Below are 14,530 nucleotides of genomic sequence, written 5' to 3'. Positions count from 1 at the left end.
GAGTCCGCCATGAAGGTACTTGTTACGGGACATCAAGGTTACATCGGATCCGTCATGGTGCCGATGCTGATCAGCGCAGGCCATGAGGTTTCAGGATATGATTCAGGTCTGTATCAACACTGCCTGTTTGAAGAAGGGGGCTCGGTCATCGATGTGCCAACAATCCGCAAGGATGTGCGCGATGTCACCGCTCATGATCTGCAAGGCTTTGATGCTGTCATTCATCTTGCCGCTCTGTCGAATGATCCGTTGGGCAATCTCAATGAGGATCTCACCTATGAAATCAATCATCACGCAAGCGTTGCCATGGCCAAGGCGGCCAAGGCAGCCGGCGTCGGACGATTTCTCTTTGCCTCCTCCTGCAGCAATTACGGCATCAGTGATGCGGAGCTGATTGACGAGACCGGAGAGCTCAAGCCGGTCACCGCTTATGGCCGCTCCAAAGTCAGGGCCGAGCGCGATATCAGCGCACTCGCGGATGGCAGCTTCTGTCCCGTCTATATGCGACCGGCAACCGCCTACGGCGTGTCGCCATTTCTGCGCTTCGATATCGTCTTAAACAATCTTGTCGCCTGGGCGGTCACAAAAGGATTGATCTATCTCAAATCCGATGGCTCACCATGGCGGCCGATCGTCCATATTCGGGATATTGCACGGGCCTTCATAGCCGCGATGCAAGCCGATCGGGACACGGTGTTTAACCAGGCGTTCAATGTCGGTTCAACCGACCATAATTACCGCATCCGGGACATCGCAGCCATCGTTGCAGACACTGTTCCGGATTGCCGCATTGACTATGCCGAGGATGCCGGCCCTGACACACGCTCGTATCGCGTCAGTTTCGAGAAACTTGCCCGCCTGCTGCCGCAGGCACGCCCGCAATGGGATGCGGTGGCCGGCGCCCAGGAGCTGCTTGCGGCCTATAGTCGTTCATCGCTGACACTTGAAGAATTTGAAGGCCCGCGTTTCCAGCGGATTGCCCATATCAAAAAGCTGCTTGCGCAAGGCGAGATCGATGGCAATTTGCGCCGCATCGTGGATGATGTCGCCCTTTTCAGGGCAAGTGCGTGATGGATAGCGGGCATGGCCGAGGGTCTCGGGCCGGCGGGCCGCGAGAAACCACAATTGGACAGGAGATTCACGCGCTTGCCGCACGGCTCTTTCCGATCTGCCGCAGCCTGACCGGAAAGGGGGTGCGGCAGACATTGGCGATTATCCGCGAGCGCTTGCCGCTTGATCTTCATAGGATTCGCAGTGGTGACCAAATTTTTGATTGGCAGGTACCGAGGGAATGGCTGATCCGCGACGCCTATATAGAAGATGATGCGGGCCGGCGGATTGTCGATTTCAACCACAGCAATCTGCATGTGGTTAACTTCAGCGTGCCGGTCCGCGCCCGAATGCGTTTGGCAGCACTGCGCGCCCATATCCACACACTGCCAGACCAACCCGACTGCATCCCTTACCGAACCTGCTATCACACCGCTGACTGGGGCTTCTGCATGGCCCATAACGCGTTTCTGAAGATGCAGGATGATCACTATCAGGTGGTGATCGACGCCGAACATCGCGAGGGCTGGCTCGACTATGGAGAGTTCATTCACAAAGGCTCCAGCGAGGATGTCTTTCTGATTTCGACCCATCTATGCCATCCGTCGCTCGCCAATGATAATTGCTCGGGGATTGCCCTTCTCAGCTTTTTGGGCGCAGCATTACGAAGCCGGCAAACCCGCTTCACCTATCGCCTGCTATTTGGTCCTGCTACCTTCGGAGCACTGGCCTGGCTCAGGCAGAACGAAGCGCAGCTCACCCGGGTTAAACACGGCCTCGTTTTATCCTGTGTGGGGGATGGCGGCGGACCAAATTACAAGCGCAGCCGGCGTGGCAATGCCGAAATTGATCAGATCATGGCCTATCTACTGCCCCGGGCCGATCTTCCTGATGCCAAGCTCCATGACTTCTGGCCCTACGGCTACGACGAACGCCAATTTTGCTCACCCGGCTTCAATTTGCCGGTCGGGTCATTCCAGCGCAGCCTCTATGGCAGTTTTCCCGAGTATCACACCTCGAAAGACAATCTCGACTTCATAAAGGCGGACAACCTGGAACAATCCTATCATCTCGTCATGCAGGCCATTGATCTGGCTGAACGCAACTGGACACCCGTCAATATGGCGCCGAAAGGTGAACCGCAACTGGGACGCAGAGGGCTGTATGATCATGAGGATGGCAAACAGGCGCAAGCGGACTATGCGATGGCTCTTCTGTGGGTGTTGAACCTTTCAGACGGGACCCAAACCCTTCTCGACATGGCCGCGCGCTCTCAAATCGATTTTGAAACACTCGATTACGCGGCGCAAAGGCTGCGCGCGGTCGGGCTGCTGGATACTGCCTCAATCAGAGATGCGGCCAGCTCCTGTCTTTCTCTGACATAATGCTCGGCTTGTCGGGCCAGGGAATCCCCAAAACCGGATCATCATAGCGAACACCGCTTGCAAAATCGGCTGCATAGGGCTGGGATATCATATAGCGCAGCAACACATCATCGGTCAGCGTTTGAAATCCGTGCGCGCAGCCCTCAGGAATGTAGAGCTCCACGCCATTTCCCGCTGACAGTTCAAGCCCCGTCCAATGGCGGTAGGTGGGAGAATCGGGTCGCAAATCCACCAGCACATCCCAGATTATTCCCTGCAAGCAGGTGACAAGCTTGGTTTCGGAATGGGGCTCATTTTGATAGTGCAAGCCGCGCAGGGTGCCTTTTTCACGCGAGAACGAGAGACTATGCTGTGGGAAGCTGGTTTCCATGCCGCGTTGTTTAAATTCCGCCTCGCAGTAGACACGTGCAAACCAGCCGCGTTCATCCTCGATCCGTTCAGGCTCGATCGACCAGGCGCCCTCAATGTTCAACGGTAGAAAACGCATTTTTGCCTCGCAAGCCTCACGCGGACATTCTGACAGTTTTCCCGCAGCGCGATAGGGTTGTTTTGGGCTCACAGGCCGCCACCAAAGCCCATCCTCCCCCTCTCCGGAAGAGGTAGCGCACCCTGCGCCTTTTGACCGAGACGAGGGTTCAAGGGAGCGTTGCCCATAGCCCGACAGCGGATAGGACCGGCCGATGGTATAGAGGATGCGCTCCTCTTTGTAGTCTCGGAAATATTCGGCGCAATCAGTAGCTTTGCTTATCCGAAAAAAGATCGGCACTAGGACCCAAATATCAACGGGACCGGGCAGGGCGAGGTATTTTTATGACCATCCAGACGCCGGGCATATCGCGGAGTGCAAGCATGGCCCAACAACAAGTCGGTTGCCGCTTGTGCGGAACGCTCCTCAGGCACACTTTCGTTGACCTGGGAATGTCCCCACCATGTGAGAGCTTCATCACGGCCGAACAATGCGATCAAATGGAGCCCTATTATCCGCTCTATGCCTTCGTCTGTGACCACTGTTATCTCGTGCAGCTGAAGGAATATTTCAGCCCTGCCGATATTTTCACCGAATATGCCTATTTCTCATCCTTTGCGACCAGTTGGGTCAATCATGCCAGACTCTATTGTGACGAAATCACCGAAAAGCTTGATCTCAACGGGAATAGTTTCGTCGTTGAGATTGCCAGCAATGATGGATATCTGCTGCAACACTTTATCCCCAAAGCCATCCCGATACTGGGCATTGAACCTGCGGCAAATGTCGCTGAAGCGGCACGGGCAAAAGGCGTTCCCACATTGGTCGAATTCTTCGGCGCGCGCCTTGCCGCGCAGTTGAGTGCCGATGGTCGAAAGGCTGATCTGATCATCGGAAACAACGTTCTTGCCCAGGTTCCAGACCTCAATGACTTCGTGCGCGGAATGCAATTGCTGCTCAAGCCGGAAGGGGTGATCACGCTTGAGTTCCCGCATCTCGCCAATCTGATTGAACACAATCAGTTCGATACGATCTATCACGAACACTTCTCCTACTTCTCCTTGCTGACCATCCGTTACATGGCGCACCGACACCACCTCAAGGTGATTGATGTGGAGGAACTCCCCACGCATGGCGGTTCTCTTCGAGTTTACTTGGCCCATAATTCCAGCAAGCGAAAGGCCGGCCCCCGCGTTGCAGCATTGCTCAAAAGAGAACAGGCCTTTGGTCTCAATGAAATTGCCACCTATGAACAGTTTTCGGAAAAAACCCGTCGGACCAAACGCGACCTGCTGTCATTTCTGATCGCAGCGAAAAACGCCGGCAAGCGTATCTGCGGCTACGGCGCGCCGGGCAAGGGCAACACCCTGCTCAATTACTGCGGCATCGGTACCGACTTTCTCGATTTCACGGTTGATCGCAATCCTTACAAGCACGGGCGCTTTACACCCGGGATGCATATTCCGATCTTTGACCCCTCGGTGATCGATAGCTTCAAACCCGACTATATCCTGATCCTGCCTTGGAATTTCAAGGAGGAAATCATCCGGCAGATGCAGCATGTGGTGGAATGGGGGGGCAAGTTCATCATACCCATCCCGCACGTGACGCTGATTGATCCTGCCTTACTCACAGAGGAGCGCTAAGTCATGAAAGTCGTTCTTTTCTGCGGTGGTCTTGGTACCAGAATACGCGAATATTCGGAAAATCTGCCCAAGCCGATGATACCGCTTGGACATCAACCCATTCTGCATCATGTCATGGAATATTATTCCGACTACGGACATAATGATTTCGTCCTTTGCCTGGGTTACAAGGCCAATGTTGTCAAAGACTTCTTTTTGAACATCCGCCCCCAGACCTTCGCCGATTGCGTCGTCTCCGACGGTGGTCGCAATGTGCGCTTGCTGGAAGACGTCGACCGCGACTGGAGCGTCACCCTGCTCGATACCGGCATATGGCGCAATATCGGTGAACGATTGTGGAGTGCACGTGCCCATGTCGAAGGAGAGGATATGTTTCTTGCCAACTATAGTGATGGCTTGAGCGATGTCGATCTCGATGACATGAAGCAGCGGTTTGAGAAAAGTGGAAAGCTCGCCTGTTTCCTGGCGGTCCGCCCACCGCTGACCTATCACCTTGCCGATATTGCTGAAGATGGTGCGGTTCATGCATTCAGGACGTCCAATACGTCCGATATCTGGATTAATGGCGGCTATTTCCTGTTTCGCAAGGAAATATTCAACTATATGCGCGAGGGCGAAGAACTGGTGCTCGAACCGTTCGGCCGCCTGATCGCCGACAATCAGCTGATGGCCTATAAATACGAGGGCTTCTGGCGGTCCATGGACACACTGCGTGACTGGCAGACATTGGAGGACATGGTCGAAAAAGGCGATATGCCCTGGAAAAAGCATCGGACGCAAATGCAGGCTGCCAATATCGCGCTTGCGTTATGATCGATCTTACCCGTCTCTCCGAGCGACAAACACCGCTCAAGCTGCTCTGTTTGGGCGCCCATTCAGACGATATCGAAATCGGCTGTGGCGGGACGGTTCTGAGCCTGATTGCAAGTGGGGCGCCGCTTCATATCGAATGGTGTGTGCTCTCGGGTGACGAACTGAGACAGGCGGAAGCAATGGCTTGTGCGCAAGCCTTTACAAGCGGAGCGCATCGCTGCTCCATTCAGTTCGGTGGTTTTGAGGACAGCTATTTTCCTGCGCAGACAAGGCAGATCAAAGCCTGGTTGATGGCGCTGCGCGACCGCTTCACACCGGACCTCGTCTTCACGCATGGCGGCTTCGATGCACATCAGGACCATCGGACGGTTCAGGAACTGACCTGGAACGTGTTTCGCGATCAGCTTGTGTTGGAATATGAAATTCCCAAGTGGGATGGCGATATCTCACAGCCAAACACCTATGTCGCGCTCGCTGCGCAAATCCTTGATAAAAAAATCGACCTGCTCATGCAGCATTTCAGCACTCAGCGTTGCAAGGACTGGTTTGATCGTGAGACATTTCGCGCGATTGCCCGACTTCGTGGCATGGAATGCCGCGCGCCCGATCGTTTCGCAGAGGGCTTTCATGCGCGCAAACTGCGACTTCTGTAACGCATCGTTGCTTTCGCTATCAGCTTTTGATCGGCGCGCCGGGACGGTCAGGTGGATTGCGAGAAATGGCATGGCGGGATCAGGCGCGGGATTGATCATGCGCTCGATGAGCCTGCTCAGTTGCGGGCGCAGCGCATAATATTCACTGCGCCAGCCGGTCGGCCTGCAGGCTGGCACAGGCAATCGCATAGCGGCTTTCCAAAACGCCCTGATCGCGATGGATACCAATAAAATCACCGCGCTCCTCAAGCGATGTGCCATGAATGCCCAACTTGATTGCGCCACCGCGTTGTTCGATCAGCGCGCCCATCGTTGTTGCGATCGCCTGATAATCGACAATACCACTCTATTCAACAAACAGCGCCGTGAGGCTGGTGATTGACGGCTCCATTTCAGAAAGCTGATGCCGTTCCGACCATTTGACATTAGATGGCATTGGCTGCGGCATTTGTTTTCAACGCTTATAGACGGTACAGTTCCAGTGGACTGGTCGCCACCACCATTTTCCCAACTGCGCGGTAAACCACTGCGTGTTCGTCGCAAAAATCCTTCGTGGCCCGCTCCCCCGCCCGCCACAGTTGCGCCTTCGGGCTGCCTGGCTGGTATTGAACGCCCGTGTGAATGACGCCGCTATGATGGCCGGTCTGAGGTCCGGCAAGGCGCTCTTGCTTCCTGAGCATCAGAACACGCATCCGGCTCACCGCGGGATATTGCCAACGCTGTTGCCAGCCTGACGATCCCGCCTCCCACAAGGCAGTTGTCGAGTATGGTCTCGCTCAATGCTTTATCATGCTTAGCCAATGCTCGTCGCATGCGCGATTTTCGGGATTAATCAGCCTTGGGGAGACAGCGACGCGCCTATGGTTGATAAAGATCACTTGCCACAAAACAACAGTCCCGCTTTGGCGATCGGCGCTGTTAAAAGGCGGTTGCTTCCCAGATGCCACGCAAGACGCGTGCGTCCGCATCATTTTGCGTTCCTCCGCAGCAGCTCTGCAGCCGCTCAAGGCGTTCAGGCCCATGCCGCCGCTGATCTGACAAGCACAAAGCATCTCATCATCGTATGAAGCCGATGCGCTGCCGCCTGACCACGCAAAATGCGGCTTGCTTTCATTGCCGTGACCGGTGCAGGAAAGGGGTGGTCCTTGGCTTTATCCGCCAATCATCAATATCCGTATCGATCGGGAGGGGCGGGCTTTGGTCACCAATAAAAATCAGCTTTCGGATCTCGCTGTCTTCCTGATGATCGTTCGCCACCGTAGTTTTCGCAAGGCGGCTGATCAGCTTGATGTCTCTGTCTCCGCGCTCAGTCACCGCATGAAGACGCTGGAAAGCCATCTTGGGGTGCGCCTGCTCAATCGGACCAGCCGGAGTGTGGCGCCGACAGCGGCCGGGGCAGTACTCGCCGAAAAAGTCGGCACTGGGCTTGATATCATCAATAGCGGTCTCGAAGAATTGCAGGGGCAGTTCAGTGGGATTGCTGCAAGCGTGCGCATCAATGTGCTCAAGGACGCCGTGCCGTTGCTGCTGCAGTCGGTCCTGCCCGTATTCTGCGAACGCTATCCCAATATTGAACTGGAAATTGCCGCCGAGGATAACTTCCTGGATGTGACGGCCGAGGGTTTCGATGCCGGATTGCGCTATGCCGGATCAATCCCGGAAGACATGATCGCAGTGCCTGTCAGCACGACACTCAACTGGGTGGCTGTGGCATCGCCCGGCTATCTTGCCCGTGCAGGCCATCCCGAACACCCGCGGGATCTGATGAATCACGCATGCATCCGGATCAGAACCGGGCGCGGACAGATTTACCATTGGGAGTTTGATCGTGGCGACGCGCATTGCAAGATCGATGTGCCTGGCTCGCTGATATCCGGATCCACCGATATTTCCATCGCAGCAGCCCTGGCTGGTACCGGCATTGCCTATTGCCTCGAAAAACTCGCCGAACCCTATGTGCAGGCGGGGCGCTTGAAAATCCTTATGCCGGAATGGGCCTCTCCGGGACCACCGCTGAGCTTCTATTATTCAAGTCGTCGGCAATTGCCTTACGGATTGCAGATGCTGATCAAGACGATACGGGAACTGCGACCCCTCCATCGTTGAGCTGAATGAAACGATCCATTGAATTTGCGATGATTGATTCAACTATCGGCAGCGGGTATTTCTGGAAGGTGACAGGGCAGTCAGCCCGCAAGAATAAAATGGAGAGCACATGTATATCCCTGATGCGCAGCGCTATGAAGCTGTCGACTATCGCGCAACCGGACGTTGGGGTTTAAAACTGCCACCGATTTCACTGGGTCTGTGGCAGAATTTTGGTGGCGCAGATGTGTTTGAGACCGGTCGCGCGATCATCCGGCACGCTTTTGATCGCGGCGTGACCCATTTCGATCTCGCCAATAATTACGGCCCCCCCTACGGCTCGGCCGAAGAGAATTTCGGAACGGTGCTCAAGAAAGATTTTCGCCATCATCGCGATGAGTTGGTGATTTCGACAAAGGCGGGCTGGGATATGTGGTCCGGACCCTATGGTCGCGGCGGCTCGCGCAAGCACGTGCTGGCATCCCTTGACCAGAGCCTTGCGCGCATGGGACTGGATTACGTCGATATTTTCTACTCGCACCGTCCAACCAACGATGTCCCGCTCGAAGAGACCGTGTCTGCGCTGGTTCAGATGGTTCGCCAGGGCAAGGCACTTTATATCGGTGTGTCCTCCTACAATCCTGAGCGGACCCGCGAAATAGAGGCATTGTTACGCGCAGATGGCGTGCCGCTGTTGATCCATCAGCCGTCTTACTCGATGCTCAACCGCTGGGTCGAAGCTGAACTCCTTACAACACTCAATGATTTGGGAACCGGTTGCATTGCATTCTCGCCCTTGGCACAGGGGCTCCTGACATCAAAATATCTTGGTGGTGTTCCGACGGATGCGCGCGTATCGAAGGGCGGCTCGTTTAACGAACGACTGCTGAGCGAAGACAATCTCGGGCGGGTGCGTGAACTCGACAAGATCGCCCAAAAAAGGGGGCAATCGCTGGCCCAGATGGCCATTGCCTGGGTGCTGCGGGATCCGCGTGTCACCTCTGCTCTGATCGGAGCGCGGACTGTCGCGCAGCTTGATGACTCGCTCGATGCGCTCAACAACTTGGCGTTCTCCGACGAGGAACTCACGGCGATCGACCGTCATGCCAGTGAGGGAAGCATTGATCTGTGGCGTGATGTGATGCAGCAGAATTAAGGGAAAAAGCCCTCTTGTTCGCGGTGGCAAGAGGGCTTCCTATCTCGGTCAAGAGGCGGAGCCCACCTAATCCCCGCTGCGAAAATCGCGGTAGATATCCTCGCGTGTTTGCGGGACCGCTGAGATGCCACGTTTCCGCTTCGAGGCAAGGGTCTGGTTAATCTGGACGGTGCCCCGTTCAAAAGCCAGGGCGCAACCCGCCAGATACAGAACCCACAGGCGCGCCTTCGCATAGCCGACTTCCGAGACGGCCCGTTCAAAATTGCCGCTGAGCCGCTCACACCATAATCGACAGGTGCGGCCATAATGTTCACGCAGATTTTCCGCGTCGTGAACTTCGAAGCCATGTCCTTCAAGATTCTCAATCGTCATGCCCAGATGATCCAGTTCGCCGCCGGGGAAAATATATTTTACCAAGGCGAGATGCTCGGCGCTCTTACGATTGAAGGCTTTCTTATTCCGCTTCATGCGGCGGGTAATGGCGTGATGCAGGTAAAGGCCACCCGGTCGCAAAAGCCTGTTCACGGCGGTGAAATAGATATCGTAGTTATCAATGCCGACATGCTCGAACATGCCCACTGACGCAATCTTGTCAAACTGATCATCAAGTTCAGCATAGGACTTGACGTGTATGGTGATCCTGTCTTCGAGCCCAGCGGACCGAATGCGCTCCCGCGCCAATTCCGTTTGCGCTTCCGACAGAGAAACACCCGTTCCCACAACGCCATAATTCTGCGCAGCATAGATAAGCAAAGCGCCCCAGCCGCAACCAATATCGAGCAGACGATCTCCGGGCTGAAGCCGCAGCTTGCGGCAGATCAACTCGAGCTTGTCCTTTTGCGCCTGGTCAATGTCGTTGCTCCAATCGGTGAAGTAACCGCAGGTGTAAACCATGCGCTGATCGAGAAACAACTGGTAGAAGCCATTGGACACGTCGTAATGATGGGTGATCGCCTCTTTGTTCGAACCGCTGACAAAAGGCGATTTGCCGTCGATTGTCGTTTTGGCGGCCGATTTACCTGCAAAAACCAGCGCAGGCAGATCCTTCAAGAGCTGCCATTTCGGCAGTTCCTTGATGCGTTGCTTGAGTTTTCCGTCAATCTTCGCATTGGCCAGATCAAAAATGCTGCCATTCTTGACGTCGACACGACCTGAAACCCAGATATCGATTAAGGAATCGTAATTCGGCTTGAGGAGAAGTTGTCGAACGATGGTCGGATCATTGATAACCAAGGCTGCCCCATCGAAATTGCCGATGCGTGTCCCGTCCCAAAGTTCAATATTGAACTGTGGGCGGATGGTTTCGATCACGGTTTTGATGATCCGCACTGACCTCGATTGAACAGCCATTCAACGCCTCTTTCATCTTTGCAGCCAAAGGCTCTAAAAATATATCGATCCACAATGCTTAGAAGATTTTTTCACAACTTCAACGCGTTGATGGATGCTTTCGATGAATAATCGCCGCCGCTTAATCACACCCGGCTCAATTCTTCGCGAGCCTGCGCGGCCATAACATTACGACACACACAATTTCAACGCATCATCCTGCGCATAAAAAGCGGTGTGCTCAACGAAGTGCGCGCTCTGCTGCGGCGACGATTGTCTTGGTCAGCAGCGACAGTCGATCTGCCGCGAGCCGGTTGATCTGCCAGAACAACGGCGTATCCAGCGTTTGAGCGGGCAAAAGTTCCACGAGCCGTCCCGATGCCAGATGATCCTTGACTAGGTGAATCGGATTCATGCCCCACCCCATTCCCATCAGGCATGCCTCGACAAAGCCGTGGCTCGAGGGGAGCCAGTGCACCGGCCCCTGTACCTCTTGCAGGAACAGCTGTCTGATCCAATTCGATTGCAGACGGTCCTTCTGATTGAACGTCAAGGAAGGCGCCGCCGCAAGCGTCTTGGGCGTGACGCCCGCAGAAAAATAACGCGCCACAAATTCCGGACTGGCTGTCGCATGGTATCGCAGTTTGCCAAGGGCAAGGCGCTTGCAGCCCGGTATCGGCTTCTCTGCACTTGTAACGGCAGCAATCACCTGGCCGCGTGCCAGCCAATCTGCGGTAAACTCCTGATCATCCGTTGAAATCTTTAATAGATAATCCGATGCCTTGGTGAATGTGGCAGCGGCTGCGAGAAACCAGGTCGCCACACTATCCGCATTGGCGGCAATGTGCAGCGTGACCTGCCGGGAGGGCTCGATGTCACGGGCAAGAGAAGGGAGGTTCTTGAAAAGCTCGGTTTCAAGAATGCCGACATTTTCCATGTGTCTACACAGCCAATCACCCTTTTCTGTGGCAACACAGGGGGACGCGCGGATCACAAGCGTCGTTCCTACCCGGTCTTCAAGCTGCCTGATGCGCTGCGAGACCGCCGATGGCGTCACATTCAACAGCTGAGCCGCGCGTTCGAAGCTGCCGCATTGAACAATGGTTTGCAAAACCCGCAACGCGGCATAGTCAATCATAGGTTAGCTGTCCTTAACTTCGGTTAGGATATTTAATTAGGCTAAAGCCCTGCTTGCGTCTACTGCATTCTCGGCACTGTTTTCGAAAGAGACGCACCGATGGACCCAGCAATCTACCTCACCGGCCTGTCAATTGGGCTCAGTCTGATTATCGCCATTGGAGCCCAGAATGCCTTTGTGCTGCGCCAAGGCATCCGCCGCCACCATGTCTTCGCCGTCAGTGTGACCTGCGCGCTTTCCGATGCTGTGTTGATTGTCATCGGTGTCACCAGTTTTCAAAAAGTGGTGACGCTCCTGCCGTGGATTGATCCGCTCATGCGCTACGGCGGTGCGGCGTTTTTGATCTGGTACGGTCTTAAGAGCTTATATACGGCCCTCCGATCGTCAGGCGCATTGGCAGTCGAACAGGCAACGACCACCAGTTTCACCAAAACCATCGCAATGTGTCTGGCGCTGACATGGCTCAACCCGCACGTCTATCTGGATACTGTCGTCTTGCTGGGAACAATCTCGACACGGTTCCCGGGGCACCAGTTCGAATTTGCGGCGGGCGCTGTCACCGGCTCGTTTCTGTTCTTTTTCATGCTTGGCTATGGGGCGTCCTGGCTGCGTCCGATCTTTGCCCGCCCGCAGGCCTGGCGCATCCTTGAAGCGATCATCGCTTGTGTGATGTGGGCCATTGCCTTCAAACTCCTGCGCGGTCTTTGACAGAGATTGACAAATTCGCCATCCGGGTTTGGCAAAACTATCGATGAGGTCACGGGGGGGAACCTCATCGGCGAGGTCATCAGCTGGGACATTTGGACAGGGCCGCACGCGTGAAGGGTTGTGCTTTTTTTCTTGCGCGAACCGGTCTTGCTTGGGAGTAGCGAAAAACAGGTTTTGATGTAGATATAGGTTCAACGAGTGTTCGGAAAAGGGGCGTAAAATCAATGGGATGCAACGATTTGCGTGGAATTATGTACCCCGCGATGATCAAATGGCGGCGGTAAATACGCCAAACAGAAAGTCAATTTGATCGGTATTCGCTTGCTGCCAACCGGTTTGGGATTGCTTTTTGGTGGGATTAGATTGTCATTTCGTGGGAAGCGATTGCGTTTAAGTGGGAATCTGTTGCTGTTATCTGAAACCTTTTTTCCGTTTGGCGAGATCGCAGGGTCGTTGAATGAAATGGCCTTGCCAGGTTATGGAGATCGTTTGCCAATAAGCGGGAAGTGTTTTGCGCACGAAATTATTATGGAAAGAGAACATAATACCGTCATGACGCGATGATGTTGCTGCGGTTATTCTGGCTCGAAGAGGTGCCTATGAAAGGCAGACTGCTTGCCGCAATGTTCACTGGGGCATCTTAGGGAACGGACAGGCAGGAAGCACCTTGATAATAGTTGATAAATGTGGGAGCCTGAACGCCATTCATTCAATGGAGGCGTCGCTATGATCAGCGCTGACTTAGGAAAACAACTTGAAACCTATATCAAGCAACTCGTTGATACGGGGCGCTATGGTTCAAAAAGTGAAGTGCTGCGAGAAGGTGTGCGGCTGATCCAGGATCGTGAGACGCGACTTACAGCGCTTGATGCGTCGATCATGCGAGGCATTGGCGATGCCGATGCGGGCCAAACCAAGCCTGTTGGCGAAGTTTTCGACCGGCTTGAAGCGAAATACCGCGTTGCTGTTGAACAGTCTGAAAACTCAGATGATCGTTGAGTTTTCGCAGGAGGCCGAAAGCGATATCGAACGGATCGCAGATTACATCGCAAGGGATAATCCCAATCGTGCGCTTAGCTTTATCCGGGAATTACGTGTTAAATGTGAGACATTGGCTGCGATGCCGACTGGTTTCCCTCTGGTCCCGCGATATGAGCAATACGGGATCCGCCGTCGGGTTCATGGTGCCTACCTCATTTTCTATCGCGTATATGAGGGGCGTGTGGTTATTGTGCATATATTGCAGGGGGCGATGGACTATACTGCCATATTGTCGGTGGATTGACCCATAGAACAGTGTTCAGATAGCCAATAGCTTTTTTCCAGCACCGATAAGCGTTTTGCGCGATGGGCTCACAGGCAAGGCAGGTATCGGGACGTACCTGACGCAATAAGGACGCAGTCATTGGCCATCACCATGGGGACGTTTGAAAGGTGTCGGCATGGCAGATTTGATTGCGGATACAGAAGACCTTGCGCTTGAAAAGCGATTGCGGATTTCAGTCTTGTGGGATTCCATCAAGGTGTTTTCCCACCTTCCGAAGGAGACCTTTGCGCAACTGCAGATTGGCGCATTTTTAGGTGACGCAGCACTATTCTCCGATGTTGTTTATGGTAATCCTGTGGAGAGAAAACGCAAAGAGCTCCGACCGGGTTACTTTCGTGGATATGATACGGATTGCGAGTTTCTAACGGAATTGAAGAGGCTTGTTGAAAGCGGCGGACGTCTGGACTTTGAGGATGTTACCGAACCACTGTTTCGTTTGATCATCGCGCCCGATGCTTTTAACCCCGACATGCAGGAAACGCCCGAAGTTGACTGGTATGAGGTGCTTGCCACCTTCCAGTGGGGCGGTGCCAGGCATGGGTCCGCTTTGGGCAGCGAAGGACCATCTGTCCGGTTCAAGACTGGGCGTGCTGCTGTACGGCAGTTCGGGTGCTATCTTGTCGCTGAGGTGATGGAATCGGGCACAACGGAATCGGCGGCTCGCTCGATTCTGGAAAAGCGCTTCCCTGAAAGCCTGTGATTCGGTCCATTTCCCACCCAGATTTAATTAGTAGCGCGTCATATGTAGAATATTATTCTACCGATAAATGCAGG

16 protein-coding genes are annotated in these 14,530 nt (G+C 54.4%); 12 read left to right on the top strand and 4 right to left on the bottom strand.

What is annotated here, in order from left to right; translation table 11 throughout:
- Window positions 1-9: 9 nt before the first annotated feature.
- Both QBD00_RS21125 and QBD00_RS21120 read left to right on the top strand, forming a co-directional pair.
- The gene (locus QBD00_RS21125) at window positions 10-1,071 is read left to right on the top strand and encodes an NAD-dependent epimerase/dehydratase family protein (RefSeq protein WP_151094080.1); all 1,062 of its coding nucleotides are present in this window, start codon (window positions 10-12) and stop codon (window positions 1,069-1,071) included.
- The gene (locus QBD00_RS21120; RefSeq protein ID WP_151094268.1) at window positions 1,071-2,435 is read left to right on the top strand and encodes a DUF4910 domain-containing protein; all 1,365 of its coding nucleotides are present in this window, start codon (window positions 1,071-1,073) and stop codon (window positions 2,433-2,435) included. Before QBD00_RS21125 ends, QBD00_RS21120 begins: the two co-directional genes overlap by 1 nt.
- On the opposite strand, the gene rfbC is transcribed toward QBD00_RS21120, so the two are convergent.
- A complete protein-coding gene (gene rfbC / locus QBD00_RS21115) occupies window positions 2,398-2,922 on the bottom strand; it encodes a dTDP-4-dehydrorhamnose 3,5-epimerase (protein WP_151094270.1) in 525 nt (174 codons plus the stop codon). The genes QBD00_RS21120 and rfbC overlap by 38 nt on opposite strands.
- 323 nt (window positions 2,923-3,245) lie before the next feature.
- Between rfbC and QBD00_RS21110 the strand changes: the two genes are divergently transcribed.
- From QBD00_RS21110 to QBD00_RS21100, 3 genes are read left to right on the top strand one after another with little or no spacing between them, the layout of a single operon-like run.
- Window positions 3,246-4,547: a class I SAM-dependent methyltransferase gene (locus tag QBD00_RS21110; protein WP_151094082.1), complete on the top strand. Its 1,302-nt coding sequence runs from the start codon at window positions 3,246-3,248 to the stop codon at window positions 4,545-4,547.
- Window positions 4,548-4,550: 3 nt separating this feature from the next.
- Window positions 4,551-5,360, top strand: coding sequence for a sugar phosphate nucleotidyltransferase (locus QBD00_RS21105; RefSeq protein WP_151094084.1), 810 nt, complete (start codon window positions 4,551-4,553; stop codon window positions 5,358-5,360).
- Window positions 5,357-6,013 carry a PIG-L deacetylase family protein gene (locus tag QBD00_RS21100; RefSeq protein WP_318580458.1) on the top strand — a complete coding sequence of 219 codons (657 nt, stop codon included), beginning with the start codon at window positions 5,357-5,359 and terminating at the stop codon, window positions 6,011-6,013. The genes QBD00_RS21105 and QBD00_RS21100 overlap by 4 nt, the downstream gene beginning before the upstream one ends.
- Before the next feature lie 142 nt (window positions 6,014-6,155).
- On the opposite strand, the gene QBD00_RS21095 is transcribed toward QBD00_RS21100, so the two are convergent.
- Complete coding sequence (locus QBD00_RS21095) at window positions 6,156-6,323, bottom strand: hypothetical protein (RefSeq protein ID WP_191793617.1); 168 nt, start codon at window positions 6,321-6,323, stop codon at window positions 6,156-6,158.
- Between the two features lie 887 nt (window positions 6,324-7,210).
- On the opposite strand from QBD00_RS21095, the gene QBD00_RS21090 reads away from it, so the two are divergent.
- Both QBD00_RS21090 and mgrA read left to right on the top strand, forming a co-directional pair.
- Window positions 7,211-8,119 carry a LysR family transcriptional regulator gene (locus QBD00_RS21090; RefSeq protein WP_151094090.1) on the top strand — a complete coding sequence of 303 codons (909 nt, stop codon included), beginning with the start codon at window positions 7,211-7,213 and terminating at the stop codon, window positions 8,117-8,119.
- 109 nt (window positions 8,120-8,228) lie between these two features.
- Window positions 8,229-9,254 (top strand): L-glyceraldehyde 3-phosphate reductase, encoded by a 1,026-nt coding sequence (gene mgrA / locus QBD00_RS21085; protein ID WP_318580457.1) that lies wholly within the window; start codon window positions 8,229-8,231, stop codon window positions 9,252-9,254.
- 66 nt (window positions 9,255-9,320) lie between these two features.
- Here mgrA and QBD00_RS21080 read toward each other — a convergent pair whose 3' ends face one another.
- Together QBD00_RS21080 and QBD00_RS21075 are read right to left on the bottom strand one after the other, a co-directional pair.
- Window positions 9,321-10,604 carry a cyclopropane-fatty-acyl-phospholipid synthase family protein gene (locus QBD00_RS21080; protein ID WP_318580456.1) on the bottom strand — a complete coding sequence of 428 codons (1,284 nt, stop codon included), beginning with the start codon at window positions 10,602-10,604 and terminating at the stop codon, window positions 9,321-9,323.
- A 220-nt stretch (window positions 10,605-10,824) separates the two neighbouring features.
- On the bottom strand, window positions 10,825-11,721 hold the full coding sequence (locus QBD00_RS21075) for a LysR family transcriptional regulator ArgP (RefSeq protein WP_151094096.1): 897 nt from the start codon (window positions 11,719-11,721) through the stop codon (window positions 10,825-10,827).
- Window positions 11,722-11,820: 99 nt separating this feature from the next.
- On the opposite strand from QBD00_RS21075, the gene QBD00_RS21070 reads away from it, so the two are divergent.
- From QBD00_RS21070 to QBD00_RS21050, 5 genes are all read left to right on the top strand, one after another.
- A complete protein-coding gene (locus tag QBD00_RS21070; protein WP_151094098.1) occupies window positions 11,821-12,429 on the top strand; it encodes a LysE/ArgO family amino acid transporter in 609 nt (202 codons plus the stop codon).
- Window positions 12,430-12,735: 306 nt separating this feature from the next.
- Window positions 12,736-12,993 (top strand): hypothetical protein, encoded by a 258-nt coding sequence (locus QBD00_RS21065; RefSeq protein WP_318580455.1) that lies wholly within the window; start codon window positions 12,736-12,738, stop codon window positions 12,991-12,993.
- Between the two features lie 162 nt (window positions 12,994-13,155).
- Window positions 13,156-13,428 (top strand): type II toxin-antitoxin system ParD family antitoxin, encoded by a 273-nt coding sequence (locus QBD00_RS21060; protein ID WP_151094100.1) that lies wholly within the window; start codon window positions 13,156-13,158, stop codon window positions 13,426-13,428.
- On the top strand, window positions 13,418-13,714 hold the full coding sequence (locus QBD00_RS21055) for a type II toxin-antitoxin system RelE/ParE family toxin (RefSeq protein ID WP_318580454.1): 297 nt from the start codon (window positions 13,418-13,420) through the stop codon (window positions 13,712-13,714). The genes QBD00_RS21060 and QBD00_RS21055 overlap by 11 nt, the downstream gene beginning before the upstream one ends.
- A 157-nt stretch (window positions 13,715-13,871) precedes the next feature.
- Window positions 13,872-14,456: a hypothetical protein gene (locus QBD00_RS21050; protein ID WP_318580453.1), complete on the top strand. Its 585-nt coding sequence runs from the start codon at window positions 13,872-13,874 to the stop codon at window positions 14,454-14,456.
- Window positions 14,457-14,530 lie beyond the last annotated feature (74 nt).

This window comes from Ochrobactrum sp. AN78 (genome assembly GCF_029909885.1).
GTDB lineage: Bacteria > Pseudomonadota > Alphaproteobacteria > Rhizobiales > Rhizobiaceae > Brucella > Brucella quorumnocens.
Note: the sequence above shows the minus strand (reverse complement) of the source record. Positions and strands in the feature narration are given on the sequence as shown.